This is a genomic window from Pseudomonas sp. Q1, assembly GCF_009935975.1.
Classification (GTDB): Bacteria; Pseudomonadota; Gammaproteobacteria; order Pseudomonadales; family Pseudomonadaceae; genus Aquipseudomonas; species Aquipseudomonas palleroniana.
On record NZ_QODI01000024.1, the window covers coordinates 1 to 23,074 of the forward strand.

19 protein-coding genes and 1 pseudogene are annotated in these 23,074 nt (G+C 62.4%); 8 read left to right on the forward strand and 12 right to left on the reverse strand.

The genetic code is table 11. The features are described from left to right. Positions 1-38: 38 nt before the first annotated feature. The 6 genes and pseudogenes from purT (DK870_RS27135) to DK870_RS27160 form a co-directional block, all read right to left on the reverse strand. Positions 39-218: pseudogene (gene purT, locus DK870_RS27135) on the reverse strand (phosphoribosylglycinamide formyltransferase 2); the annotation flags it as partial. Between the two features lie 120 nt (positions 219-338). Next, entirely contained in the window at positions 339-1,520 is a 1,182-nt protein-coding gene (gene purT / locus DK870_RS27140; protein ID WP_161550240.1) for a formate-dependent phosphoribosylglycinamide formyltransferase, read from the reverse strand. Positions 1,521-1,590: 70 nt separating this feature from the next. Next, positions 1,591-2,058, reverse strand: coding sequence for a VUT family protein (locus tag DK870_RS27145; protein ID WP_090368762.1), 468 nt, complete (start codon positions 2,056-2,058; stop codon positions 1,591-1,593). Between the two features lie 160 nt (positions 2,059-2,218). Further along, positions 2,219-2,434: a DUF1289 domain-containing protein gene (locus tag DK870_RS27150; RefSeq protein WP_090368760.1), complete on the reverse strand. Its 216-nt coding sequence runs from the start codon at positions 2,432-2,434 to the stop codon at positions 2,219-2,221. Then, positions 2,431-2,955 carry a gamma carbonic anhydrase family protein gene (locus tag DK870_RS27155; protein WP_060754281.1) on the reverse strand — a complete coding sequence of 175 codons (525 nt, stop codon included), beginning with the start codon at positions 2,953-2,955 and terminating at the stop codon, positions 2,431-2,433. The genes DK870_RS27150 and DK870_RS27155 overlap by 4 nt, the downstream gene beginning before the upstream one ends. A 36-nt stretch (positions 2,956-2,991) precedes the next feature. Further along, entirely contained in the window at positions 2,992-3,594 is a 603-nt protein-coding gene (locus DK870_RS27160) for a CoA pyrophosphatase (RefSeq protein WP_060754282.1), read from the reverse strand. Positions 3,595-3,740: 146 nt separating this feature from the next. On the opposite strand from DK870_RS27160, the gene DK870_RS27165 reads away from it, so the two are divergent. The 7 genes from DK870_RS27165 to nagE all read left to right on the forward strand — a co-directional run bounded on the left by DK870_RS27165 (position 3,741) and on the right by nagE (position 12,254). Further along, entirely contained in the window at positions 3,741-4,289 is a 549-nt protein-coding gene (locus DK870_RS27165) for an NUDIX hydrolase (protein ID WP_161550241.1), read from the forward strand. A gap of 38 nt (positions 4,290-4,327) precedes the next feature. Beyond that, positions 4,328-4,831 (forward strand): murein L,D-transpeptidase family protein, encoded by a 504-nt coding sequence (locus DK870_RS27170; RefSeq protein ID WP_161550242.1) that lies wholly within the window; start codon positions 4,328-4,330, stop codon positions 4,829-4,831. 263 nt (positions 4,832-5,094) lie between these two features. After that, entirely contained in the window at positions 5,095-5,853 is a 759-nt protein-coding gene (locus DK870_RS27175) for a GntR family transcriptional regulator (RefSeq protein WP_161550243.1), read from the forward strand. 10 nt (positions 5,854-5,863) lie between these two features. Continuing rightward, on the forward strand, positions 5,864-6,970 hold the full coding sequence (gene nagA / locus DK870_RS27180) for an N-acetylglucosamine-6-phosphate deacetylase (RefSeq protein ID WP_161550244.1): 1,107 nt from the start codon (positions 5,864-5,866) through the stop codon (positions 6,968-6,970). Beyond that, positions 6,951-7,973 (forward strand): SIS domain-containing protein, encoded by a 1,023-nt coding sequence (locus tag DK870_RS27185; RefSeq protein ID WP_104994728.1) that lies wholly within the window; start codon positions 6,951-6,953, stop codon positions 7,971-7,973. The genes nagA and DK870_RS27185 overlap by 20 nt, the downstream gene beginning before the upstream one ends. 36 nt (positions 7,974-8,009) lie before the next feature. Then, positions 8,010-10,520, forward strand: a complete 2,511-nt coding sequence (gene ptsP, locus DK870_RS27190; RefSeq protein WP_161550245.1) for a phosphoenolpyruvate--protein phosphotransferase — start codon at positions 8,010-8,012, stop codon at positions 10,518-10,520. 27 nt (positions 10,521-10,547) lie between these two features. Then, positions 10,548-12,254, forward strand: coding sequence for an N-acetylglucosamine-specific PTS transporter subunit IIBC (gene nagE / locus DK870_RS27195; RefSeq protein ID WP_060754289.1), 1,707 nt, complete (start codon positions 10,548-10,550; stop codon positions 12,252-12,254). A 60-nt stretch (positions 12,255-12,314) separates the two neighbouring features. On the opposite strand, the gene DK870_RS27200 is transcribed toward nagE, so the two are convergent. The 3 genes from DK870_RS27200 to purL form a co-directional block, all read right to left on the reverse strand. Continuing rightward, positions 12,315-12,599, reverse strand: coding sequence for a hypothetical protein (locus DK870_RS27200; RefSeq protein WP_060754290.1), 285 nt, complete (start codon positions 12,597-12,599; stop codon positions 12,315-12,317). A gap of 223 nt (positions 12,600-12,822) precedes the next feature. Beyond that, positions 12,823-13,134, reverse strand: coding sequence for an NGG1p interacting factor NIF3 (locus tag DK870_RS27205; RefSeq protein WP_161550246.1), 312 nt, complete (start codon positions 13,132-13,134; stop codon positions 12,823-12,825). A 4-nt stretch (positions 13,135-13,138) separates the two neighbouring features. After that, positions 13,139-17,035 (reverse strand): phosphoribosylformylglycinamidine synthase, encoded by a 3,897-nt coding sequence (purL, locus tag DK870_RS27210; RefSeq protein ID WP_060754292.1) that lies wholly within the window; start codon positions 17,033-17,035, stop codon positions 13,139-13,141. 287 nt (positions 17,036-17,322) lie between these two features. On the opposite strand from purL, the gene mltF reads away from it, so the two are divergent. Continuing rightward, positions 17,323-18,783 (forward strand): membrane-bound lytic murein transglycosylase MltF, encoded by a 1,461-nt coding sequence (mltF, locus tag DK870_RS27215; protein ID WP_060754293.1) that lies wholly within the window; start codon positions 17,323-17,325, stop codon positions 18,781-18,783. Between the two features lie 63 nt (positions 18,784-18,846). Here mltF and DK870_RS27220 read toward each other — a convergent pair whose 3' ends face one another. The 3 genes from DK870_RS27220 to DK870_RS27230 all read right to left on the reverse strand — a co-directional run bounded on the left by DK870_RS27220 (position 18,847) and on the right by DK870_RS27230 (position 23,045). Then, complete coding sequence (locus tag DK870_RS27220) at positions 18,847-19,125, reverse strand: PTS transporter subunit EIIB (protein ID WP_104994733.1); 279 nt, start codon at positions 19,123-19,125, stop codon at positions 18,847-18,849. 2 nt (positions 19,126-19,127) lie between these two features. Then, on the reverse strand, positions 19,128-21,653 hold the full coding sequence (gene ptsP, locus DK870_RS27225; RefSeq protein ID WP_161550247.1) for a phosphoenolpyruvate--protein phosphotransferase: 2,526 nt from the start codon (positions 21,651-21,653) through the stop codon (positions 19,128-19,130). Positions 21,654-21,824: 171 nt separating this feature from the next. Beyond that, positions 21,825-23,045 (reverse strand): carbohydrate porin, encoded by a 1,221-nt coding sequence (locus DK870_RS27230; RefSeq protein WP_060754296.1) that lies wholly within the window; start codon positions 23,043-23,045, stop codon positions 21,825-21,827. Between the last annotated feature and the right edge of the window lie 29 nt (positions 23,046-23,074).

Sequence of the window (23,074 nt, forward strand, 5' to 3'; positions counted from 1 at the left end):
GCATTCCCACGCAGAGCGTGGGAACGATCTGTACGTGATTACAGCTCTACAACGACAGCCTGGGAAGCACGGGTCGCCTTGGCCCGTGCCGCCTCAATCGACTCATCCCGCGCCAACGCCACACCCATGCGGCGCTGACCATTCACTTCTGGCTTGCCGAACAGTCGCAACGCCGTGTCCGGCTCGCTCAGCGCGGCGCCCAGGTTGGCGAATGCGGTCGATGATCGTTCCCACGCTCCGCGTGGGAATGCAGACCGGGACGCTCTGCGTCCCAAAGCGTGACGCAGAGCGTCACAAGCGGCATTCCCACGCAGAGCGTGGGAACGATCTGTACGCGATTACAGCTCTACAACCACAGCCTGGGAAGCACGGGTCGCCTTGGCCCGAGCGGCTTCAATCGACTCATCCCGCGCCAACGCCACACCCATGCGGCGCTGACCATTCACTTCTGGCTTGCCGAACAGTCGCAACGCCGTGTCCGGCTCGCTCAGTGCGGCGCCCAGGTTGGCGAATGCGGTCTGGGTCGACTGCCCTTCCACCAGGATGACCGCCGACGCCGAAGGCCCGAACTGACGGATCAACGGGATCGGCAGACCCAGAATGGCGCGCGCGTGCAGCGCGAACTGCGACAGGTCCTGGGAGATCAGGGTCACCAGGCCAGTGTCATGGGGGCGTGGCGACACTTCGCTGAACCACACCTGATCACCCTTGATGAACAACTCCACGCCAAACAGGCCACGCCCACCCAGCGCCTCGGTGACCGCCTTGGCGACACGCTCGGACTCCGCCAGGGCAATCGGGCTCATCGCTTGCGGCTGCCAGGATTCCTGGTAATCGCCCTTCTCCTGGCGATGGCCAACCGGCGCGCAGAAGGTCGTGCCGCCGATGTTGCGCACAGTCAGCAAGGTGATTTCGTAGTCGAAGTCGATAAAACCCTCGATGATCACGCGGCCTTTGCCGGCGCGCCCGCCCTCTTGCGCGTAATCCCAGGCTTTCTGCACGTCGTCAGTGCTGCGCAGCAGGCTCTGGCCCTTGCCCGACGAACTCATTACCGGCTTGACCACGCAGGGGAAACCCAGGTCCTGAACGGCCTTGCTGTAGTCTTCGAAGGTATCGGCGAAGTGGTACGGCGAGGTCGGCAGGTCCAGCTCTTCGGCGGCCAGGCGACGGATGCCTTCGCGGTTCATGGTCAGCGAGGTGGCACGCGCGGTCGGGATCACAGTGAAGCCTTCGGCCTCCAGTTCCACCAGGGTGGCGGTGGCGATGGCTTCGATTTCCGGCACGATGAAGTGCGGTTTCTCGGCCTCGATCACTGCGCGCAGGGCCGCGCCGTCGAGCATGTTGATCACATGGCTGCGATGGGCGACCTGCATGGCCGGCGCGTTGGCGTAGCGATCCACGGCAATCACTTCAACGCCCAGGCGTTGCAGCTCGATCACCACTTCCTTGCCCAGCTCACCGCAGCCACACAGCAAAACGCGGGTCGCGGTTGGCGACAATGGAGTTCCGATTCGGGTCATCTCAGGTCCTCAGGGGAGCGGATCATGGGGGAGAAAGGCCGGCATTTTACATGAACTGTAAAAATTGGCCTCAGTTGGCGACGGCACGCTTGCGCAGGCGCCACGCCATGACCAGCCACACCACCGTAACCCCGGCAAATTTCGACACCAATGCCGTCCCCACCACCGCCGGTGTGAGCGCACCAATCAGGCCGAAGAAAATAAAGGTATCGAGCGGAATGCTCAGCGCCGAACTTATCCACAGGCGATCGTGGAGGGGGCGCTTGGTGATGGTGAACACCAGCCAGTCAATACACTCGGACACCGCGAACGCCGTGGCACTGGCCAGGGCAATCGCCGGGTCGGACGTCACATATGACAGCACCAGCGCCGCCAGCATGGCGACGATCGCGCCATGACCAAAGCGCGTCTGCACCATGTCGCGCAGGATAAACACCAGGCCACCCCAGGCGGACCAGATGACATCCAGGTGCGGGGCGGTGGAAAAGGCGAAATTGATCAGCACGACGCTGCTGATGTAGGCGATCAGGAAAAGCATGGGAAGGGACCTGTGGGTAATGCCACACAGGGTACACAAATAAAGACATATCGTCTGGGAGTGCCTCTTCGCGAGCAAGCCCGCTCCCACAGTTGACTGTGTTCATCCTGTAGGAACGCGGTCAAAATGTGGGAGCGGGCTTGCTCGCGAAAGCGATCTATCAGGCACCGGATTTGCCGGGCATCATCCACACCAACCCACTCGCTTTCGCCCGCTCATGGCACAGCCCGAGTACCACCCGCCGCTCGGCATTGTCCATGCGGCTCCAGCGGGTGATTTCATCCACGGTGCGCTGGCAACCGGTGCAAATGTCATCATCATCCAGCGCACAAATGCTCACGCACGGTGAGGCGACGGGGCGTTCAACGGGGTTCATTCTGCCTGCTCGACCAGGTCACGCGCATAGCGTTGCGCGTTATGCACATAGTGCGCGGCACTGGCTTCGAGCATGCGTTTCTGCGCCTCGGTCAGCTCACGCACCACCTTGCCCGGCGAGCCCATCACCAGCGAGCCGTCGGGAATCTCCTTGCCCTCGCCAATCAGCGAGTTGGCCCCGATGATGCAATGCTTGCCGATTTTGGCGCCATTAAGGATCACCGCGTTAATGCCGATCAGGCTGTAGTCGTCGACGGTGCAGCCATGCAGCATGGCGTTGTGGCCAATGGTCACGCCGGTGCCCAGGGTCAGCGGGTAGCCCATGTCGGTGTGCATCACACTGCCGTCCTGCACATTGCTGTTCTTGCCGATCAGGATCAGTTCGTTGTCGCCACGCAATACCGCGTTGAACCACACGTTCGCGCCCTCCTCCAGCTTGACCTTGCCCACCAGCGTGGCATTGGGCGCCACCCAGCTGTGGGGATGGGTCTCGACGCGGGCTTCGCCCAGGCGATATTTCATGGTGTGTCCTCACGGCGTTGCCACTCAAGCGGTGGCTCAGGTGTTGATGAAACTCTTGGGGGGTTGGTGCAGGCTGATCTGAGCGTCGTCGTACAGCAGGTTGATCAGTTCGACAATCATGATCGCCGTCAGGCCCCAGATCTTGTATTCGCCAAACCGATAACTGGGCACGTACCAACTGCGTCCCTGGTAATCGATTCGGTGGGTGTGTTCGCGCGGGTCCTGGCGGAAAAACTCCAGGGGCACGCTGAAGACTGCGGCGATCTCGGCATCGTTGGCCAGGTATTCGACGTAATCCGGGATCACCCCGACGTAGGGCGTGACCCGAATGCCATGCAGGGAAATCAATGGACTCAACGGCCCGATCACCTCCACCAGACCAGGTGGCAGGCCGATTTCTTCTTCGGCTTCGCGCAACGCGGTAAAGATCAGGTCGGGGTCTTCCGGATCGCGGCGCCCACCGGGAAAAGCCACTTCACCGCCGTGGGTCGACAGGCCGCTGGCGCGCAAGGTCAGGATCAGCTCCGGTTCGTCACTGCGGGTAATCGGCACCAGCACGGCAGCCTCGGGGAAACGCCCATCAGTCTCAAGCGTGTGGGGAGTGTGATTGCTTACCCGGCGAAGTAGCTCGTCCAGCATGAGTCATCTCGGTCTGTTGGCTACCTTGCATCATGCACCAAAGCGGGCAGGCACCCAACCCCAAAACCCGGTGCATGTCGCGAAACGACAACTTGCAGGGCCCTGCCCGCCAAGCCAAGATAGGCCCACTCTCCAGGAACCCCAGCATGAACTTCTGCAGCCAGTGCGGTAAACCGGTCACCCAGCGCATTCCCGAAGGCGACAGCCGCCTGCGCTATGTATGCGACCACTGCTCGACCATTCACTACCAGAACCCCAATATCGTCGCCGGCACGGTGCCGGTGTGGGGCGACAAAGTGCTGCTGTGCCGCCGCGCCATCGAGCCGCGCCTGGGCTACTGGACGCTGCCCGCAGGCTTCATGGAGAACGGCGAGACCGTGGAGCAGGCGGCCACGCGCGAAACCCTCGAGGAAGCCTGCGCCCGCGTACGCAACCTGTGCATCTATACCCTGATCGATGTGCCGCACATCAGCCAGGTGCATATTTTCTACCGCGCCGAACTGCTCGACCTGGGTTTTGCCGCAGGCCCCGAAAGCCTTGAAGTGAAGCTGTTCGATGAAGCCGAGATCCCTTGGTCAGAGCTGGCTTTCCGCACGGTCGGGCGTACCTTAGAATGCTTCTTCGCTGACCGCCGCCAACACGTATTCCCGGTGCGCAGCGAGTCGGTGCCGCCCATGAAGCCACCGGCCAAATAACACTCAAGGCGGCATCGTCCACAATGGAAACCGTTTCAATGCGTTGGTTGCTCGCTGTTATCTGCTTGTCATTCGCTACGTTGTCTTCGGCCTCCACGGTGGAAATCATCGGCGGCAAGCCGGTCGAAAAAATCCTGGTGCTCAAGTCTGCCCGTCAGTTGCAGTTGATCAACGACGGCAAGCCTCTCAAGACCTACCGCATTTCCCTGGGCCGCAACCCCAAGGGTGCCAAGCTGATCGAGGGCGACCGCCGCACGCCGGAGGGCCTCTACTGGATCGACTGGCGCAAGACCAGCGACAAGTTCAACCTGTCGATGCACATTTCCTACCCCAACATCAGCGACGCCGCCCGCGCCCGCCGTGAAGGGGTGAAACCGGGCAGCATGATCATGATCCATGGCACGCCCGACAGCGAGGAGTACCCGGAGCAGTTGTTCCACACGCTGGACTGGACCGACGGTTGTATCGGCATGCGCAACGTGGACATGCGCGAAGTCTGGAACCTGGTCAAAGATGGCACCCTGATCGAGATTCGTCCGTAATCTCGCACCGTTCGTAAAATAATTCGAAAAAAATCCTGCCCCCCTACAGCGCCTGCCGGTGAATACCAGTTCACCGCGCCGCGCTGCGCCGTTCTGCACGCGGTACAGACCTCTCTAATACCACTTGATAACAAGCCCCATTACATGGCCTTAAAACCATGGATTGCACCGTTTTTGACGCATTGACATGGTATTTAAGTGGTATTAATTTCCGGCCAATACCGGGCGACAACACTCCAATAACCGCATCGGACACCTGACAGATGAATGCCATCCAGACCCTGCGCCCCGACGACAAACAATCCACGCCGCTGTACCTGCAACTGGCGCGTAACCTGGAAGCGGCGATCCACGCCGGCCAGTGGAAATCCGAGCAGGCGTTGCCATCGGAACGCGTCCTCAGCGAGCAATTGGGCCTCTCACGGGTCACCGCCCGCAAAGCGCTGGAGGTGCTGCTGGCCCAGGGCCTGATCCGCCGCAGCCAGGGCTCCGGCACCTTTATTACCCCGCGCCTGGAACAGCCGCTGTCACGCCTGTCGGGCTTCAGCGAAATGTTAAGGCTCAAGGGCTTTGTGCCCAGCTCCCAATGGCTGGAACGCGAAATCACCCCGCCGACCCATGAAGAGCTGATCCGCCTGGGCCTGTCGCCCACCGACAAAGTGGCGCGCCTCAAGCGTTTGCGCAAAGCCGATGACACCGTAATGGCAATTGAAATGACCGCGATGCCCGCCTCGGTGCTGCCGCAACCGCAGGCCATCGGCAATTCGCTGTACGAATACCTCGAAGGCATCGGCAAACCCATCGTGCGTGCCCTGCAACATATCCAGGCGATCAACGCTTCCGACGAGTTCGCCAAGCTGGTGGGCATCGCCCCCGGCACCGCCATGCTGCTGATGACTCGGGTCGGCTACACCGCCGATAACACGCCGATTGAAATCACCGACACCTACTGCCGCAACGACTACTACGACTTCGTAGCCGAGCTGCGCAGGTATGACTTTGCCGCCGAGTTGCGGCCTTAGAGAACTGCCAATGTCCGAAGACAATATCCTCACGCCCGGCGGCTGGATTCGCGGCCGCCTGGTGCACGAACACGGCAAGGTGATCGCCGTCGAAGGCACGCCGTGCGACCCGGCGCAAAACGATTTGCCGTACCTGCTACCAGGCTTTATCGACCTGCACGTACACGGCGGTGGTGGCGCGGACATCATGGAGGGCAGCGACGCCTTCGAGACCATCACCCGCACCCACGTGCGATTTGGGACGACATCGCTGCTGGCCACCACCATGACTGCGCCGGTAGACGAAATCTCCCGCGTGCTTGGCCAGCTCGGCACGTTCTGTGAGCAGCGCCCGACAGGCGCCGCCCGAGTGCTTGGCGTACATCTGGAAGGCCCCTACATCAATCCAGGAAAACTCGGCGCCCAACCCAATTTCGCCCACACCGCGCTGATGGCCGAAGTGGAAGGCTACCTGCGCCTGGCGCCGATCCGCGTGATCACCATCGCCCCGGAAATCGCCGGGCATGACGCGCTGATCCGTGCCCTCAGCGAGCGCGGCGTGCGCATGCAGATCGGCCACACCCTGGGCAGCTACGAAGAAGGCGTCGCCGCCCTCGCCGCCGGGGCCACCAGTTTCACCCATTTGTACAACGCCATGAGCCCGCTGCATCACCGCGAGCCGGGCATCGTCGGTGCGGCGCTGGCCCACGCCAAGTACGCCGAATTGATCCCGGACCTGCTGCATGTCCACCCCGGCGCCATGCATGTGGCCCTGCGTGCGATTCCCTGCCTGTACTGCGTCACCGACTCCACTGCCGCCGCCGGCATGCCCGACGGCGAATACAAGCTGGGCAGCCACACCGTGACCAAATGCCTGGGCGGTGTACGCCTGGCCGACGGCACCCTCGCCGGCAGCACCCTGACCATGGATCAGGCACTGCGCAACCTGGTGAAAATCGGCCTGCCGATCAGCGAAGCCTCACAACGCCTGTCGCAGTTTCCCGCGGACTACCTGGGCCTGGAAGAACGCGGTCGCCTGCAACCCGGCAGTTTTGCCGATTGCGTGCGCCTGGACCGCTCCCTGCATCTGACCGACGTAATGGTCGAAGGAGAAACCATTGACTTCAAAAATGCTTGAAGAGGCCCTGGCCTCATGTGACGCCGTCGCAGCGCAACTGCAGCGCCTGGATCCGTTGCTGGAAGAAATCGCCGGCCGTCTGCGCCGCCAGCCGCCGCAAGTGGCGATGACTATCGCCCGCGGCAGCTCGGACCACGCCGCCAGTTACTTTGCCTACCTGGCCATGCAGCACGTGGGTATCCCGGTGGCGTCGTTGCCGATGTCGGTGGTGACCTTGTTGCAGGCGCCGTTGAAGGTCAGCGGCCAGGTCGCGTTCGGTTTCTCCCAGTCGGGGCAGAGCCCGGACCTGGTCAACAGCCTGCGTCTGCTGCGCAAACGCGGCGCCCTGAGCATTTCGCTGGTCAACGCAGAGGGCTCGCCACTGGAGGCCGCCTGCGAATTCCACGTGCCGCTGTGCGCGGGGCCGGAACAAAGCGTTGCCGCGACTAAAAGCTTTATCGCCACCTTGAGTGCCAGCGCGCTGCTGATCGGCCACTGGAACCAGGAAGAGGCCTTGCTGCAAGCCTGCCGCGCCTTGCCGGACGAGCTGCGTACCGCCGCCCAGCAGGACTGGAGCCTGGCGATAGACGCCCTGCGCGACTGCCGGCAACTGATGGTGATCGGCCGTGGTGCCGGGTTTGCCATCGCCCAGGAAGCCGCGCTCAAGCTCAAGGAAACCTCGGCGATCCAGGCCGAAGCCTTCAGCAGCGCCGAAGTGCGCCACGGGCCGATGGCGTTGATCGACAAGAACTACCCCTTGCTGGTGTTTGCCCCCCGCGGCGCCGAACAGGCCGGCCTGCTGAGCCTGGCCGCCGATATGCGCCAGCGCGGCGCCCGCGTGTTGCTGGCCGCGCCGGATGATATCGGCGAACGCGACCTGACCCTGAGTCGCGCCGAACACCCGAGCCTGGACCCGATCCTGGCGATCCAGAGCTTTTACGTGATGGCCGCCGGCCTGGCGGTGGCGCGGGGCATGGACCCGGACCAACCGCGTCACCTGAGCAAAGTTACCCGCACCCACTGAGTGGTGTGCACCGTTTTCCTGATGAGTACCGTGTCCATGTCCAACAACAATAATGCATTGACCCTCAGCGCCCCCTTAAGCGGACCGGTGCTGAGCCTGGGCAACGTTCCCGACGAAGTGTTCGCCAGCCACGCCATGGGCGATGGGATTGCCATCGACCCGCTGAATGATCGCCTGCACGCGCCGTGTGACGGGGTGATCATCCATGTGGCCCGCACCGGGCATGCACTGACGATCCGTGCCGAGAACGGCGCCGAAATCTTGATGCATGTGGGCATCGACACGGTAGAACTCAATGGCGAAGGCTTTGCGTTGTTGGTTGAGAACGGCGCACGGGTGAAACTGGGCCAGGCGCTGGTGCAGTTTGATCTGGACCGCATCGCGCGCCAGTGCAAAAGCCTGGTCAGCCTGATCATTCTGACCAATGGCGAGCGTTTTGAACTACGCGCGCTTGCAGGGCAAACCGTTGAGGTCGGCCAGCCGTTGCTGCAGATCACTGCGCGCTCGACGTCAGCGGTTGAGGCGGCTGTGGATAACTGCGCCTTGGAGGCCAGCGCCAGCGTACGCATTACCCACCGTGGCGGTTTGCATGCCCGCCCTGCTGCGTTGATCCGCAAGACCGCGCAGGGCTTCAGCAGCACCGCCCATCTGCGCTTCGGCGAGAAATACGCCGCGTGTGACAGCCTGATCGGCTTGTTGGGGCTGGGCATCGGCGAAGGCGATGAGGTGCAGGTGACCTGTCGTGGCAAGGATGCCGAGGCGGCTGTGCAAGCGTTGGTCGCCGCCCTGTCCGCCAGCATTAAAGAGGAGCACCACGCGCCAGCAGTCGCCGCGCCGCGTCGGGCCAACACCGAAGCCGGCGTACTGCAAGGCGTGTGCGCCGCGCCGGGGCTGGTCTGCGGGCCGTTGTTCCGCCTGGCCGGCATCGAACTGCCGCACGATAGCGGCAATCACATCGCCAGTGAACAACTGCGCCGGCTGGACACTGCGCTGGAGCAGGTACGCGGTGAAATCCGCAGTACGCTGGACCACGCCCGCCAGCGCAAGAGCATCGAAGAAGAAGACATCTTCACCGCCCACCTCGCCCTGCTCGAAGACCCAACCCTGCTGGAAGCCGCCACTGCCGCCATCGAACAGGGCAGCGCCGCCACCCACGCCTGGCGCGACGCAATCCAGGCGCAATGTGCCGTACTGCTGGCCCTGGGCAAGCCGCTGTTTGCCGAGCGCGCCAACGACCTGCGCGATTTGCAGCAACGTGTGCTGCGTGCGCTGCTGGGCGAAGCCTGGCATTTCGAACTGCCCGCCGGCGCGATTGTCAGCGCCCATGAGCTGACGCCATCCGACCTGCTGCAACTGACTGCGCAGAACGCCGTCGGCATTTGCATGGCTGAAGGCGGCGCCACCTCCCACGTCGCCATTCTGGCCCGTGGCAAGGGGCTGCCGTGTGTGGTCGCGCTGGGCAGCGAAGTCCTCGACGTGCCGCAAGGCCAACGCGTCGTGCTCGACGCCGCCAACGGCCGCCTGGAACTGGCGCCCAGCGAAGCGCGCCACGCCGAAGTGCACCAGATTCGCGACGCACACAAACGCCGCCGCCAGCAGCAACAGGCACAGGCCCGGGAACCGGCATGCACCACCGATGGCGTACGCATTGAAATTGCCGCCAATGTCGCCTCCAGCGCCGAGGCCCAGGTGGCGTTTGACAACGGCGCTGACGGCGTCGGCCTGCTGCGCACCGAATTCCTCTTCGTTGACCGCCGTACCGCGCCGGATGAGCAGGAACAACGCCAAGCCTATCAAGCCGTGCTGGACGCGATGGGCGATAAGTCCGTGATTATCCGCACCATCGATGTGGGCGGCGACAAGCAGCTCGACTATTTACCGCTGCCTGTGGAAGCCAACCCGGTGCTGGGCCTGCGCGGCATCCGCATGGCGCAGGCGCGCCCCGAATTGCTCGACCAGCAATTGCGCGCCCTGCTGCAAGTCAACCCGTTGGGGCGCTGCCGCATCCTGTTGCCGATGGTCAGCGAAGTCGACGAACTGCTGCAGATTCGCCAGCGCCTCGATGAGTTATGCACAACGTTGGAACTGACCACGCGCCCGGAACTGGGGGTGATGATCGAAGTGCCGGCCGCTGCGCTGATGGCCGAACAACTGGCCGAGCACGCGGACTTCCTGTCCATCGGCACCAACGACCTGTCCCAATACACCCTGGCCATGGACCGCGACCACGCCGGCCTCGCCGCCCGGGTCGACGCCTTGCACCCGGCCCTGCTGCGATTGATCGCCCAGACCTGTGCCGGCGCGGCCCGGCATGGGCGTTGGGTGGGTGTGTGTGGCGCCCTCGCTTCCGACCCGCTGGCCACGCCGGTATTGGTCGGCCTGGGGGTCAGCGAGCTGTCGGTGAGCCCGCTGCAGATCGGCGAAATCAAGGACCGCGTCCGGCACCTGGACGCAGCGCAATGCCGGCAACTGAGCCAGGGCCTGCTCGACCTGAGCAGCGCCAGGGCGGTTCGCCAAGCCTGTCAACACCACTGGCCGCTGAGCTGACAACAACAAGAAAAAAGGAGACACGCCATGTACCAACACTTTATCGAAGGTCTGCAACGCCTGGGCCGTGCCCTGATGCTGCCGATTGCGATCTTGCCGATCGCCGGCCTCTTGCTGCGCCTGGGCGACACCGATCTTTTGAATATCGCGGTGATGCACGACGCCGGTCAGGCGATCTTCGCCAACCTGGCGCTGATCTTCGCCATCGGCATCGCGGTAGGCTTTGCCCGTGACAACAACGGCACCGCGGGTCTGGCCGGCGCGATTGGTTACCTGGTGATGATCTCCACCCTCAAGGTGATGGACACCAGCATCAACATGGGCATGCTCGCCGGGATCGCCAGCGGCTTGATGGCCGGCGGGCTGTACAACCGCTTCAAGGACATCAAGCTGCCGGAGTACCTCGCGTTCTTCGGTGGACGACGGTTCGTACCGATTGTGACCGGGTTCAGTGCGGTCGGGCTGGGCGTGATCTTTGGCTTGATCTGGCCGCCCATCCAGCATGGCATCAACAGTTTTGGCGTGCTGCTGATGGAAAGCGGCAGCCTCGGCGCGTTTGTGTTCGGCGTGTTCAACCGCCTGCTGATCGTCACCGGCCTGCACCACATCCTCAACAATATGGCGTGGTTTGTGTTCGGCAGCTTTACCGACCCGGCCACCGGTGCGGTCGTGACCGGCGACCTTACCCGCTATTTCGCCGGCGACCCCAAAGGTGGCCAGTTCATGACCGGCATGTTCCCGGTGATGCTGTTCGGCCTGCCTGCCGCCTGCCTGGCGATGTACCGCAATGCACTGCCGGAACGCCGTAAAGTCATGGGCGGGATTTTCCTGTCGATGGCACTGACCTCGTTCTTGACCGGGGTGACCGAGCCGATTGAATTCGCGTTCATGTTCCTGGCGCCGTTCCTGTACCTGATCCATGCGGTGCTGACCGGCCTGTCGATGGCGGTCACCAATCTGCTGAATATCCACCTCGGGTTTACCTTCTCCGGTGGGTTTATCGACATGGTGCTGGGCTGGGGCAAGTCCACCAACGGCTGGTTGGTGTTCCCGGTGGGCCTGGCCTACGCGCTGATCTATTACAGCGTGTTCAATTACTGCATTCGTCGGTTCAACCTGAAGACGCCAGGGCGTGAAGATATCCAGGTGGTGCAGGCCGAGGTCATGAGCGACAACCAACGTGCTACGGCTTACATCCAGGCCTTGGGCGGCGCAGAGAACCTGCTGAGCGTCGGCGCCTGCACCACGCGCCTGCGATTGGACATGGTGGATCGCAACAAGGCGGTGGATGCGCAACTCAAAGCGCTGGGCGCAATGGCTGTCGTGCGGCCGGGCAACGGTGGGAGTTTGCAGGTGGTGGTCGGGCCGATGGCCGACAGCATCGCCGATGAGATTCGCCTGGCCATGCCGTCGTTTGTGCCCAATACGCCGGTGAGCGTTGTGCCTGTGGATAAGCCGATGACGGTGAATGTGCAGGAAGCCGAGAAATGGTTGAATGCGCTGGGTGGTCGGGCCAATGTGCGGCAGTTGGAAACGGTGGCGATGACGCGGTTGCGGGTGGAGTTGGGGGATGATTCAGTGTTATCGGAAACGGACCTGACTGCGCTGGGTTGCCAAGGCGTGAGCCAACTCGATAGCGGTATCTGGCACTTGCTGATTGGTGACAAAGCTTCAGGATTGGGTGAGGCACTGGAACGCTTGGTCAGTGGCCGTGTAGTCAACGCAAGAGCTTAGCTTCTCAGGCGACAGCTGATCATTCCCACCCACACGGGTAGGAATGATCAGTGGTCGTGACTACGTTACTGTTACCACCCATGGCGCCGAATGATGTGTATCACCTCGCGTCGAAGCCACGAAATTGTAAGTCATTGCCTTCAGGTTAGAGACTTCGAGAGAAAAATCACCATTCACAGGTTCCTTGGAAATCACTAGAACGGGCCCGCCAACGCCATCAGTGATCTTGATGTATTGATTGGCCACCGTTGACTCTCCGACAATTCTGAGCGTTCTAGCAGGCGTCGTGCCGGGGTTCGGAATGGCTGTTCCCCCATCGGCGACTCTGATGATAGAAACTGACATGTCACTTCTCCTTTCTATTAGATGAAAAGCTAGTAAACATGACTGGAACTCCTACCGTAACTGTCAAAGTTAACAGGTGCGCGAGGTATTCCGACAAGTGGAAAAAGGTGTGTGCTGTCGATGTCAAACGCCAGATTAAGCGCCGGCGATGGGATTTCACCCTCAACAAAAAACCCGCTGACCAAACTGGCCCAGCGGGTTTCTTGTTTATGCAGCGTGCGAATCAAAAATCCGCTAACTGCCACACCTCATACGCCGGCGTTTCGTACGGATGGCTGAGTTTGAGCGCAGCCACGACAGCCACGATCAACTCATCCGCCACCACCAGCTCAACCTTCCACTCTTCAACCACCTCAACCTGGCCCACCTGCCCGATAAACGGCTGACTGGCGTCCAACGCGCGGAATTGGCCCTGGCCCGGCACTTGCCAGGCGCAGCTGTCGTAGTTGCCGATGCGCCCGCCACCCGCAGCGAAGACGGCGGTCTTTACCGTCTCCACGTGGCTGGCGGGCACAAAGAAGGCGAGCTTGTACACAGCCTTAGTTCACCCACACGCGGGCGTTGCGGAACATGCGCATCCAGGCGCCGTCTTCGTTCCACTCTTCCGGACGCCACGAGTTCTGCACGGCGCGGAATACACGCTCCGGGTGCGGCATCATGATGGTGACGCGACCGTCGCGGCTGGTGAGGCCGGTGATCCCGCGCGGCGAGCCGTTCGGGTTGGCCGGGTAGGCCTCGGTGACCTTGCCGTGGTTGTCGACGAAACGCATGGCCACGCAACCGGACAGGTCGGCTTCGAGCAAGGCTTCTTCGCTGGCGAACTCGGCATGGCCTTCACCGTGAGCGATGGCGATCGGCATACGCGAACCGGCCATGCCTTGCAGGAAGATCGAGTTGGATTCCTGCACCTGCACCATGGCGACACGGGCTTCGAACTGCTCGGAACGGTTGCGCACGAAGTGCGGCCAGAACTCGCTGCCCGGGATCAGCTCGTGAAGGTTGGACATCATCTGGCAACCGTTGCACACACCCAGGGTGAAGCTGTCGTTGCGTTCGAAGAAGCCCTGGAACGCATCGCGGGCACGGCTGTTGAACAAGGCCGACTTGGCCCAGCCTTCACCGGCACCCAGCACGTCGCCGTAGGAGAAACCGCCGCAGGCGACCAGGCCCTTGAACTCATTGAGGTCAACGCGACCGGCGAGGATGTCGCTCATGTGCACGTCGATCGCATTGAAGCCGGCACGGTCGAACGCAGCCGCCATTTCCACCTGGCCGTTGACGCCTTGCTCACGCAGTACGGCAACTTGTGGGCGGATGCCTTTCTTGATGTAAGGCGCGGCGATGTCCTGGTTGACGTCGAAGCTGAGCTTGGTGCTCAGGCCCGGGTTGTCTTCTTCCAGGATCACGTCGAATTCCTGCTGGGCGCAGTCGGCGTTATCACGCAGGCGTTGGATCTGGTAGCTGGTCTCGGCCCACTGGCGCTGCAGCAAGCGGCGCTGACCCGAGAACACCGTATCGCCATCGAAGGAGATATTGATTTCGCCGTTGTTGACCGGCTGGCCAATCACCGCCACGCAGTCGTCCAGGCCGGCGGCGCTGAACTGTGCGAGGACATCCGGGGTAGCGTCCTGGCGAACCTGGATCACCGCGCCCAATTCTTCGTTGAACAGGATGCCGTTGATTTCAGCCGCCGCCTCGGCAACGCTGTCGAGCACGATGTTCAGGCCGCAGTGGCCGGCGAAGGCCATCTCGACAACGCTGGTCAGCAGGCCACCGTCGGAACGGTCGTGGTAAGCCAGCAAGTGGCCGTCGGCGTTGAGGCCCTGGATCACGGCGAAGAAGGCTTTCAGGTCTTCGGCGTCATCGACGTCCGGGGCCTGCTTGCCGAGTTTGCCATGGGTTTGTGCCAGGATGGAGGCACCCATGCGGTTCTGGCCACGGCCCAGGTCGATCAGGATCAGATCGGTGGTGCCCTTGTCCATGCGCAGTTGCGGGGTCAGGGTCTGGCGGATGTCGGTCACGGGTGCGAAACCGGTGACAATCAGCGACAACGGCGAGGTGACGCTCTTGTCCGTACCGTTCTCGTTCCAGCGGGTGGCCATGGACATGGAGTCCTTGCCCACCGGGATGGTGATGCCCAGCTCAGGGCACAGTTCCATGCCGACCGCTTTAACCGTGTCGTACAGACGTGCATCTTCACCCGGGTGACCGGCAGCGGACATCCAGTTGGCCGACAATTTGATGTCGGACAGCTTGCCGATGCGCGACGCGGCAAGGTTGGTCAGGGTTTCGCCAATGGCCATGCGCCCCGACGCCGGAGCGTCCAGCAGGGCCAGCGGGGTACGCTCGCCCATGGCCATGGCTTCACCGGTGTAGACGTCGAAGCTGGTGGCGGTGACGGCAACGTCGGCCACCGGAACTTGCCACGGGCCGACCATCTGGTCACGCGCAACTAGGCCGGTGATGGTGCGGTCGCCGATGGTGATCAGGAAGCTCTTGCTTGCCACGGACGGGTGGTGCAGCACGCGTTCGATGCTGTCGGCCAGGTCCAGGGGGCTTGGGTCGAAATCGTCGCCCAGCTCGGTTTCACGCACGGCCGAACGGTGCATGCGCGGGGCCTTGCCCAGCAGCACTTCCAGCGGCATGTCCACCGGGCTGTTGCCGAAGTGGCTATCAGTCACGGTCAACTGCGGTTCGGCAGTGGCTTCACCGACCACGGCAAACGGGCAACGCTCGCGTTCGCAGATGGCCTGGAAGCGCGCGAAGTCTTCGGCGCCAACGGCCAGCACGTAACGTTCCTGGGATTCGTTGCTCCAGATTTCGTGCGGGGCCATGCCCGGCTCGTCGTTTGGAATATTGCGCAATTCGAAACGGCCACCCCGGTCGCCGTCGTTGACCAGTTCCGGGAAGGCGTTGGACAGACCACCCGCGCCGACGTCGTGGATGAAGCTGATCGGGTTCTTGTCGCCCAACTGCCAGCAACGGTCGATGACTTCCTGGCAGCGGCGCTCCATCTCCGGGTTTTCGCGCTGTACGGAGGCGAAGTCCAGGTCCGCCGAGCTGGTGCCGGTGGCCATGGAGGAAGCCGCGCCGCCGCCCAGGCCGATCAACATCGCCGGGCCACCGAGCACGATCAGCTTGGAGCCGACCAGGATCTCGCCTTTCTTGACGTGTTCTTCACGGATGTTGCCCATGCCGCCGGCCAACATGATCGGCTTGTGATAACCGCGCACTTCATCGCCACGCGGGGTGGTGATGGATTGTTCGAAGGTACGGAAATAGCCGGTCAGCGCCGGACGCCCGAACTCGTTGTTGAACGCCGCGCCGCCCAGCGGGCCTTCGATCATGATGTCCAGTGCGTTGACGATGCGCTCAGGCTTGCCGTACGGCACTTCCCACGGCTGTTCGAAGCCCGGGATCTGGAGGTTCGACACGGTGAAACCGGTGAGGCCCGCCTTTGGCTTGGCGCCACGGCCGGTGGCGCCTTCGTCGCGGATCTCGCCGCCGGAACCGGTGGCTGCGCCCGGGAACGGGGCAATCGCGGTCGGGTGGTTGTGGGTTTCAACCTTCATCAGGATGTGCACCGGCTCCTGCACCGCGCCGTACTGGCGGGTTTCAGGGTCCGGGAAGAAACGGCCGGCGACGGAGCCGACGATCACCGAGGCGTTGTCCTTGTAAGCCGACAGGACGCCTTCGCTGTGCATCACGTAGGTGTTCTTGATCATGCCGAACAGGCTTTTTTCCTGGCTTTCGCCGTCGATGTCCCAACTGGCGTTGAAGATCTTGTGACGGCAGTGCTCGGAGTTGGCCTGGGCAAACATCATCAGTTCGATGTCGTGCGGGTTGCGCTTCAAGCCGTTGAAGGCGTTGACCAGGTAGTCGATCTCGTCTTCGGCCAGGGCCAGGCCCAGTTCGGTGTTGGCCTTCTCGAGGGCGGCACGGCCACCGCCGAGCACGTCGATCGCGGTCAGCGGCTTGGGTTCGGCATGGCTGAACAGGCCGGCAGCCTGTTCCAGCTGGCTGACGATGATCTGGGTCATGCGGTCGTGCAGGCTGCTGGCGATCAGCTCGGCTTCGGCCTCGCTGAACTGGCCGGCGACGTAGAAAGCGATACCGCGTTCCAGGCGCTGGATGTTCGAAAGGCCGCAGTTGCGGGCGATATCGCTGGCCTTGCTCGACCAGGGCGAGATGGTGCCGAACCGCGGCAGAACCAGGAACAAGCGGCCGGTCGGCTCTTGAACGGGAACGCTGGGGCCGTACTTCAGAAGGCGTGCGAGCACTTGCTGTTCGTCGGCGGTCAAGACGCCGGTAACGTCGGCGAAGTGAGCAAATTCAGCATACAGGCCTGTAACAGCTGGAACCTTCTGGCTCAGTTGCTCAAGGAGTTTGCTGTGGCGAAAGGCAGAAAGGGCAGGAGCGCCGCGCAGGATCAACATCTTCGGGACAGCCTCGGGAAGGGGGTGTGCTTTGAGGCCGTGCATTCTAGCGTAAACCGCCGCCAACGGCACCCGAAACGCTACGGCCGGCCGCTGCCGAACGTCAGTTGGCAGGTAATGCACGCTCCCGGGGCGTTTTGCCGGGCCGCGCATGCAGTTATTTTAACCGTCATAAACCTTTGCCAACCCGCGTTTCTGCGGGCTGCAGCCCGGTTTTACGGGCGCTAGCAGACAAGTCCCCTGCTGTCGAGATATGGCGCCGAGGGCCGTTTGCGTATACTGCGCCAATGTTCTCCCCAACTGCTTTGCGCCAGCGATGCGCCAAATGGCTCTTCGTCACCGGACTCTTCCTGCTGCTCAGCGCCTGTGTTGATAAACCCAGCACGCTCGAGCGAATCAAGGAGGATGGTGTGTTGCGGGTGGTTACCCGAAACAGCCCGGCGACTTATTTCCAGGATCGCAACGGTGAAACCGGTTTCGAGTACGAACTGGTCAAGCGCTTTGCCGACGAACTGGGGGTGAAGCTGGAAATCGAGACCGCCGACAATCTCGACGACCTGTTCGGCCAGCTGGGCAAACCCAAAGGCCCGGTGCTCGCCGCCGCCGGCCTGGTCAGCAGTGAACAGCGCCAGCGACAGGTGCGGTTCTCCCATCCTTATCTTGAAGTGACCCCGCAGATCATCTACCGCAACGGCCAGTCGCGCCCGACCAACGCGGCGGACCTGGTCGGCAAGAAGATCATGGTGCTCAAGGGCAGCACCCACGCCGAACAACTGGCGGCGCTTAAAAAGCAAAATCCTGCAATCGAATACGAAGAATCCGACGCCGTTGAAGTGGTCGACCTGCTGCGCATGGTGGACGAGGGTCAGATCGACCTGACCCTCGTGGACTCCAACGAAGTGGCGATGAACCAGGTGTATTTCCCCAATGTGCGCGTGGCGTTTGACCTGGGCAACGCCAGCAACCAGAGCTGGGCCGTGGCGGCGGGTGATGACAACAGCCTGCTCAACGAGATCAACAGCTACCTGGACAAGGTCGAGAAGAACGGCACCCTGCAGCGCCTGAAAGACCGCTACTACGGGCATGTCGATGTGCTCGGCTATGTCGGCGCCTACACCTTCGCGCAGCATCTGCAGCAGCGCCTGCCCAAGTACGAAAAACACTTTCGCACCTACGCCAAGGAAGAAAAAGTCGATTGGCGCCTGTTGGCGGCCATCGGCTATCAGGAATCCCTGTGGCAACCGGCCGTCACCTCCAAGACCGGCGTGCGCGGCCTGATGATGCTGACCCAGAACACCGCCCAGGCCATGGGCGTGTCCAACCGGCTGGACGCCAAGCAAAGCATCATGGGCGGTGCCAAGTACCTGGCGAGAATCAAGGATGAATTGGACGACAGCATCGCCGAGCCCGATCGCACCTGGTTCGCCCTCGCCGCCTACAACGTCGGCACCGGCCACCTGGAAGATGCGCGCACCCTGGCCAAGCGCGACGGCCTGAACCCGAACAAGTGGCTGGATGTGAAAAAGATGCTGCCGCGCCTCTCGCAGAAGCAGTGGTACAGCAAGACCCGCTACGGCTATGCCCGCGGCGGTGAGCCGGTGCATTTTGTGGCGAACATCCGCCGTTACTACGACATCCTGACCTGGGTAACCCAGCCGCAGCTGGAGGGCAACCAGGTGGTCGAGGGCAACCTGCACGTGCCGGGTATCGACAAAACCAAGCCGCCGGAAGACACCCCGCAGCTATAAGAACGTTGCAAACAGCCATGTGGGAGGGGACAAGCCCCCTCCCACACTTGGATCTTCACTTGGCTATAAGCCGGTGAGCAGATGCACCACCCCACCCGCCAACACCATCACGGCAGGCACACCCGCCGCCTTCAACCTCATCTCATCCAGGCGTCCCACATCCTGCAACTGTACCCGCACCCGCGTCAGCGCCACACGCTGCTGCGACTTGAGGTTATCGGCCCCACCCAATGCGCTCAGCACTTCGGCCGACAACAGACTCTGCGTCGGCGCAGTGGCCGTCTCGGCAACCAGATCCGGGGTCAGGGCTTTCCAGAACGCCCGCTGTATTTTCTCGAACATGCTCAGTGCTCCACAACAGGTGAGGTTTCAACGGTAGCCGCGTGGTACAGGCGCAGGGCTTCACGTACTTGGGCGGCTTCTTCCAGGCCCAGTACCTGTCGGGCGATGAGCTGGCAGTCAGCCAGGTCCAGGTCGCGCACAGTGGCCTTGATGGTCGGGATCAACGGCACGCTGACCGACAGCTCATCCACCCCCAGGCCAATCAACACCGGCACCGCCAGCGCCTCGGACGCCAACGCGCCGCACACCCCTACCCACTTGCCGTGGGCGTGGGCGGCCTTGACGGTGGTCGCGATCAAACGCAATACCGCTGGGTGAAAGCTGTCGGCCTGGCTGGCCAGGCGCGGGTGGTCACGGTCCATGGCCAGGGTGTATTGGGTCAAGTCGTTGGTGCCGATGGAGAAGAAATCCACATGCGGCGCAAACACATCAGCCATCAAGGCGGCAGACGGCACTTCGATCATGATGCCCAGCTTCGGCAGCTCGGTGAGCCCGAGCGCCAGCGCTTCTTCCTGAAGCATCGTGCGGGCCAGGTGCAACTCCGACAGCAGGCTGACCATCGGCAACATGATGTGCAGGCGTGCGAAACCGGCACTGGCAAGGATCGCGCGCAACTGTTCACGCAACAACTGCGGGCGCTCCAGGCACAGGCGAATACCGCGCAAACCGAGAAAGGGGTTGGCCTCGCTGTCCATCGGTATATAGGCCAATGGTTTGTCGCCGCCCACATCCAGAGTGCGTACCACCAGATTGCGCTCTGTGCCCAAGGCACAGGCAATGGCGGCGTAGGTGCCGGCTTGTTCGTGCGGGCTAGGTGCACGGTTGCGGTCCAGGTACAGAAACTCCGAACGCAGCAGCCCGACGCCCTCACCACCGAGGGCCAGGGATTGTTCTACCTCCTGCAACGAGGCGACGTTAGCCGTGACTTCGACGTGATGGCCGTCGCGGGTAGTGGCCGGCAAAGCCGCCTGCGCCACGTCACGCTGACGCCTGAGCACTTGCTGCTGGCGCGCCGCTTCCAACTGTTCGATTTCAGCCAGGTTCGGCTCCAGGTGCAGTTCGCCTTGGTCGGCGTCGAGCAGCACCTGCTTGCCGTTGGCCAGCGCCAGTGCCTGCACCGGCACGCCGCAGATCGCCGGCAACCCCAACGCCCGCGCAAGAATTGCGACGTGGCTGGTCGCGCCACCGCCGACGGTGACAAAGCCGAGCACCTTGTGCGTGTCCAGGCTGGCGGTTTGCGAGGGGGTCAGTTGTTCGGCGATCAGGATCGTGCGCTCGGGTAAATCCCAGGCGCGGTCCTGAATGCCGAGGATCAACTTCAAGACGCGCTGGCCGACATCGGCCAGGTCAGCCGCACGCTCGGCGAGCAATGTACTGCCCAGGCCCTGGAATAATTTGCCGGTGGTCACCGTGGCACTGTGCCAGGCAAACGCAGCGCTCTTGCCTTGCGCCAGCAGGTCGTGGGCTTGTTCCAGCAAGCTCGGGTCTTCGAGCAACTCCTGGTGGGCGCGGAAAATCTCGGCCTGGGCACTGCCTGTCGCGTTGTCTTGCAACCTTTGCAGGGCGACGGTCGCCGCCAGCAGGCCACGGTCCAGGGCCGCGCGCTCGAGCGCTTCGCCAGCGCCGGCTTCGGTGATCGTCAGTTCAGGCTCGGCCACCTGCACCACTTGGCCAAACGCCGACCCTGGCGAGGCACAAACGCCGCGCAGCACTGTCGATGACGCCGCAGGCGCCGACGGCTCAGCCACCTCGACCGTCGCCACGCCCGCCTCACCACAGCCCTCATTCAACAACGTCACCAGCGCCTTGATCGCTGCCTCGGCATCTTCACCAGCAGCGCTCACCTGCAAGGTATCGCCCTGTACGGTTTGCAGCGCCATGATCGCCACCAATGACTTGGCATTGGCGCTCTGGGTTTGCTTGTGCAAGTAAATGCTCGCCTTAAACCCTTTCGCCGCCTGGGCCAACACCGCCGCAGGGCGGGCGTGCAGGCCGTTGGCATTAGGCAAGGTCAACGGCTTGGAGAACAGCGCCTCGCCCTCCTCTTCAACCTCCTCATCAGCGGGTTGAGAGGCTGAAACCCGCAGCAGCGGCTGGCCCACCTCCACTTGTCCGTTAGCCAGGAGCGTGAAGGGTTCGCCGCTGACCACCAACATCAGGGTCAGCAAACTACGCGCATTGAGCGCCAAGTAGTCGGCATCGAATTCGATCAGCGGCTGCCCCAGCAGCACCCGCTGGCCTTCCTGCACCAGTCGGGTGAAGCCCTGCCCCGCCAGGTTTACGGTATCCAGGCCAATATGCAGCAGCACCTGGACACCATTGTCGTCGGTCACGCTGACGGCATGCCCACTGTCCTGGATATTGCTGATAACCCCGGCCAACGGCGCGCAGAGGGTCTGCGAGGTCGGGTCGATGCACAGGCCGTCGCCGATCAGGCGACTGGCAAACACCGGATCGGGCACCTGATCCAGCGCCAGCAGGACACCGGACAAGGGCGCCAGCAGTTCCAGGGGTTGAGTTGTGGTCATGACTTCACCTGCTGTCTTGTTCTTTAAAAATCATTGGGTGGGAGCTAATCCCATCAGTGACAGGAATCAAATGTGGGAGGGGGCTTGCCCCCGATGGCAGTGGTTCAGCCTGCACATTTGCCACTCGATATACCGCTATCGGGAGCAAGCCCCCTCTCACATGGGGCCACGCTATTTCCACCAGTATTCGACTTGCACACCCACATTCGAGCCATGCCGTGCCGTGCCGTAGGCGCCGGTGTCGGACAACGCCGAACCCGCCGCCAGTTCATTCGCCGCACGCTTGGCCGCCTCGTTCCAGCTTGCATAGGTGTAGTACAAGCGCACCTCCGGTCGCGCCCAGAAGTCCGGGCCTTTAGGCGACCAGGTCGGCGCAAACGTGAATTTGCTCAGTTTGCGCGTGCCACCGCTGGCCTCGACCTGATCATGGCCAAGCTCGGTGACCAGTTTGAATTGTTCGCTGATCGCATACGCCGGGCGCACGCCGATGGACATCCAGGTCTGGTCCTGGCTGCCGGGACGGATGTCTTTCTGGTACACCGCTTCGACCTGCCCGCCGAAGCGCGGGGTCACCTGCCAGTCGAAAAACTCCACGGCGCGGTAGCTCTTGCTGCTTTTGTCCAGCGCCGTATCGCCGGTATAACCGAGGCCGGTGCCGGGGCCTTCACCGTATTGCAGGGCGAATTTGTTCTTGCCACCCAGGAAAGGTTTTTGCACATGCTGCGCCGTGATCGCCCATCCGCTGTGAGCGTCGCGGCCGCCCGCTTTGTCGATGTAGCTCAAGCCGAACTCCAGCTCGCCGCCTGGGTTGGTCTTGAAGCCCGCCACGTTGAAGTCGTGACGGGTGGCGTATTCCTTCTGGTACAGATTGTCCTTGCGGGAAATCGCGTAGCTGTATTTGAGGTCGCCGATCAATACGTCCTCGACGCCACCGCCCGTGGCGCTCTGGTTCCAGTAGTAGAAATCGGAGATATGGATATCGTTACGCTTGTAGTAACGCCGCCCCGCCCACAGCGAACCGCCATTGAGGCTGGGCAGGTTGGACCACTGCGCATACATCTGCGGCATACGTGCCGAGCCGTTGTCCTCGCCCTGGAACTTCAGGGCACGGTCGTACCGGTTGTAGAGGGACGCCATGGCATCGACGCTCAACACCGAACCGTCATCCAGGGTGAGCAGGTCCTGGCGCAATTCCAACTCGGCGTACTGCTCACATTCATTCCCCAAACGATATTTCGTTTGCGCCCCCGGTAATTGAAAGCACTGCTGTTTGCCACTGCCGGTCGAAGTGCCCGCGCCGCTGCGCAGGTAGCCGGCGAACTCCAGGGCCTGAGCGGCAAAGGGGGCAGTGAGACACGACGCAATAAGGCCCAGCTTGATTGTTGTTTTCATGAAGCACTCCACTTTTTTTATTATGTTTT

Bases quoted from the DNA above. Each gene is read 5' to 3' on its own strand.
- purT (WP_161550240.1), bottom strand. From the start codon at position 1,520: ATGACCCGAATCGGAACTCCATTGTCGCCAACCGCGACCCGCGTTTTG.
- DK870_RS27145 (WP_090368762.1), bottom strand. From the start codon at position 2,058: ATGCTTTTCCTGATCGCCTACATCAGCAGCGTCGTGCTGATCAATTTC.
- DK870_RS27150 (WP_090368760.1), bottom strand. From the start codon at position 2,434: ATGAACCCCGTTGAACGCCCCGTCGCCTCACCGTGCGTGAGCATTTGT.
- DK870_RS27155 (WP_060754281.1), bottom strand. From the start codon at position 2,955: ATGAAATATCGCCTGGGCGAAGCCCGCGTCGAGACCCATCCCCACAGC.
- DK870_RS27160 (WP_060754282.1), bottom strand. From the start codon at position 3,594: ATGCTGGACGAGCTACTTCGCCGGGTAAGCAATCACACTCCCCACACG.
- DK870_RS27165 (WP_161550241.1), top strand. From the start codon at position 3,741: ATGAACTTCTGCAGCCAGTGCGGTAAACCGGTCACCCAGCGCATTCCC.
- DK870_RS27170 (WP_161550242.1), top strand. From the start codon at position 4,328: ATGCGTTGGTTGCTCGCTGTTATCTGCTTGTCATTCGCTACGTTGTCT.
- DK870_RS27175 (WP_161550243.1), top strand. From the start codon at position 5,095: ATGAATGCCATCCAGACCCTGCGCCCCGACGACAAACAATCCACGCCG.
- nagA (WP_161550244.1), top strand. From the start codon at position 5,864: ATGTCCGAAGACAATATCCTCACGCCCGGCGGCTGGATTCGCGGCCGC.
- ptsP (WP_161550245.1), top strand. From the start codon at position 8,010: ATGTCCAACAACAATAATGCATTGACCCTCAGCGCCCCCTTAAGCGGA.
- nagE (WP_060754289.1), top strand. From the start codon at position 10,548: ATGTACCAACACTTTATCGAAGGTCTGCAACGCCTGGGCCGTGCCCTG.
- DK870_RS27200 (WP_060754290.1), bottom strand. From the start codon at position 12,599: ATGTCAGTTTCTATCATCAGAGTCGCCGATGGGGGAACAGCCATTCCG.
- purL (WP_060754292.1), bottom strand. From the start codon at position 17,035: ATGTTGATCCTGCGCGGCGCTCCTGCCCTTTCTGCCTTTCGCCACAGC.
- mltF (WP_060754293.1), top strand. From the start codon at position 17,323: ATGTTCTCCCCAACTGCTTTGCGCCAGCGATGCGCCAAATGGCTCTTC.
- DK870_RS27220 (WP_104994733.1), bottom strand. From the start codon at position 19,125: ATGTTCGAGAAAATACAGCGGGCGTTCTGGAAAGCCCTGACCCCGGAT.
- ptsP (WP_161550247.1), bottom strand. From the start codon at position 21,653: ATGACCACAACTCAACCCCTGGAACTGCTGGCGCCCTTGTCCGGTGTC.
- DK870_RS27230 (WP_060754296.1), bottom strand. From the start codon at position 23,045: ATGAAAACAACAATCAAGCTGGGCCTTATTGCGTCGTGTCTCACTGCC.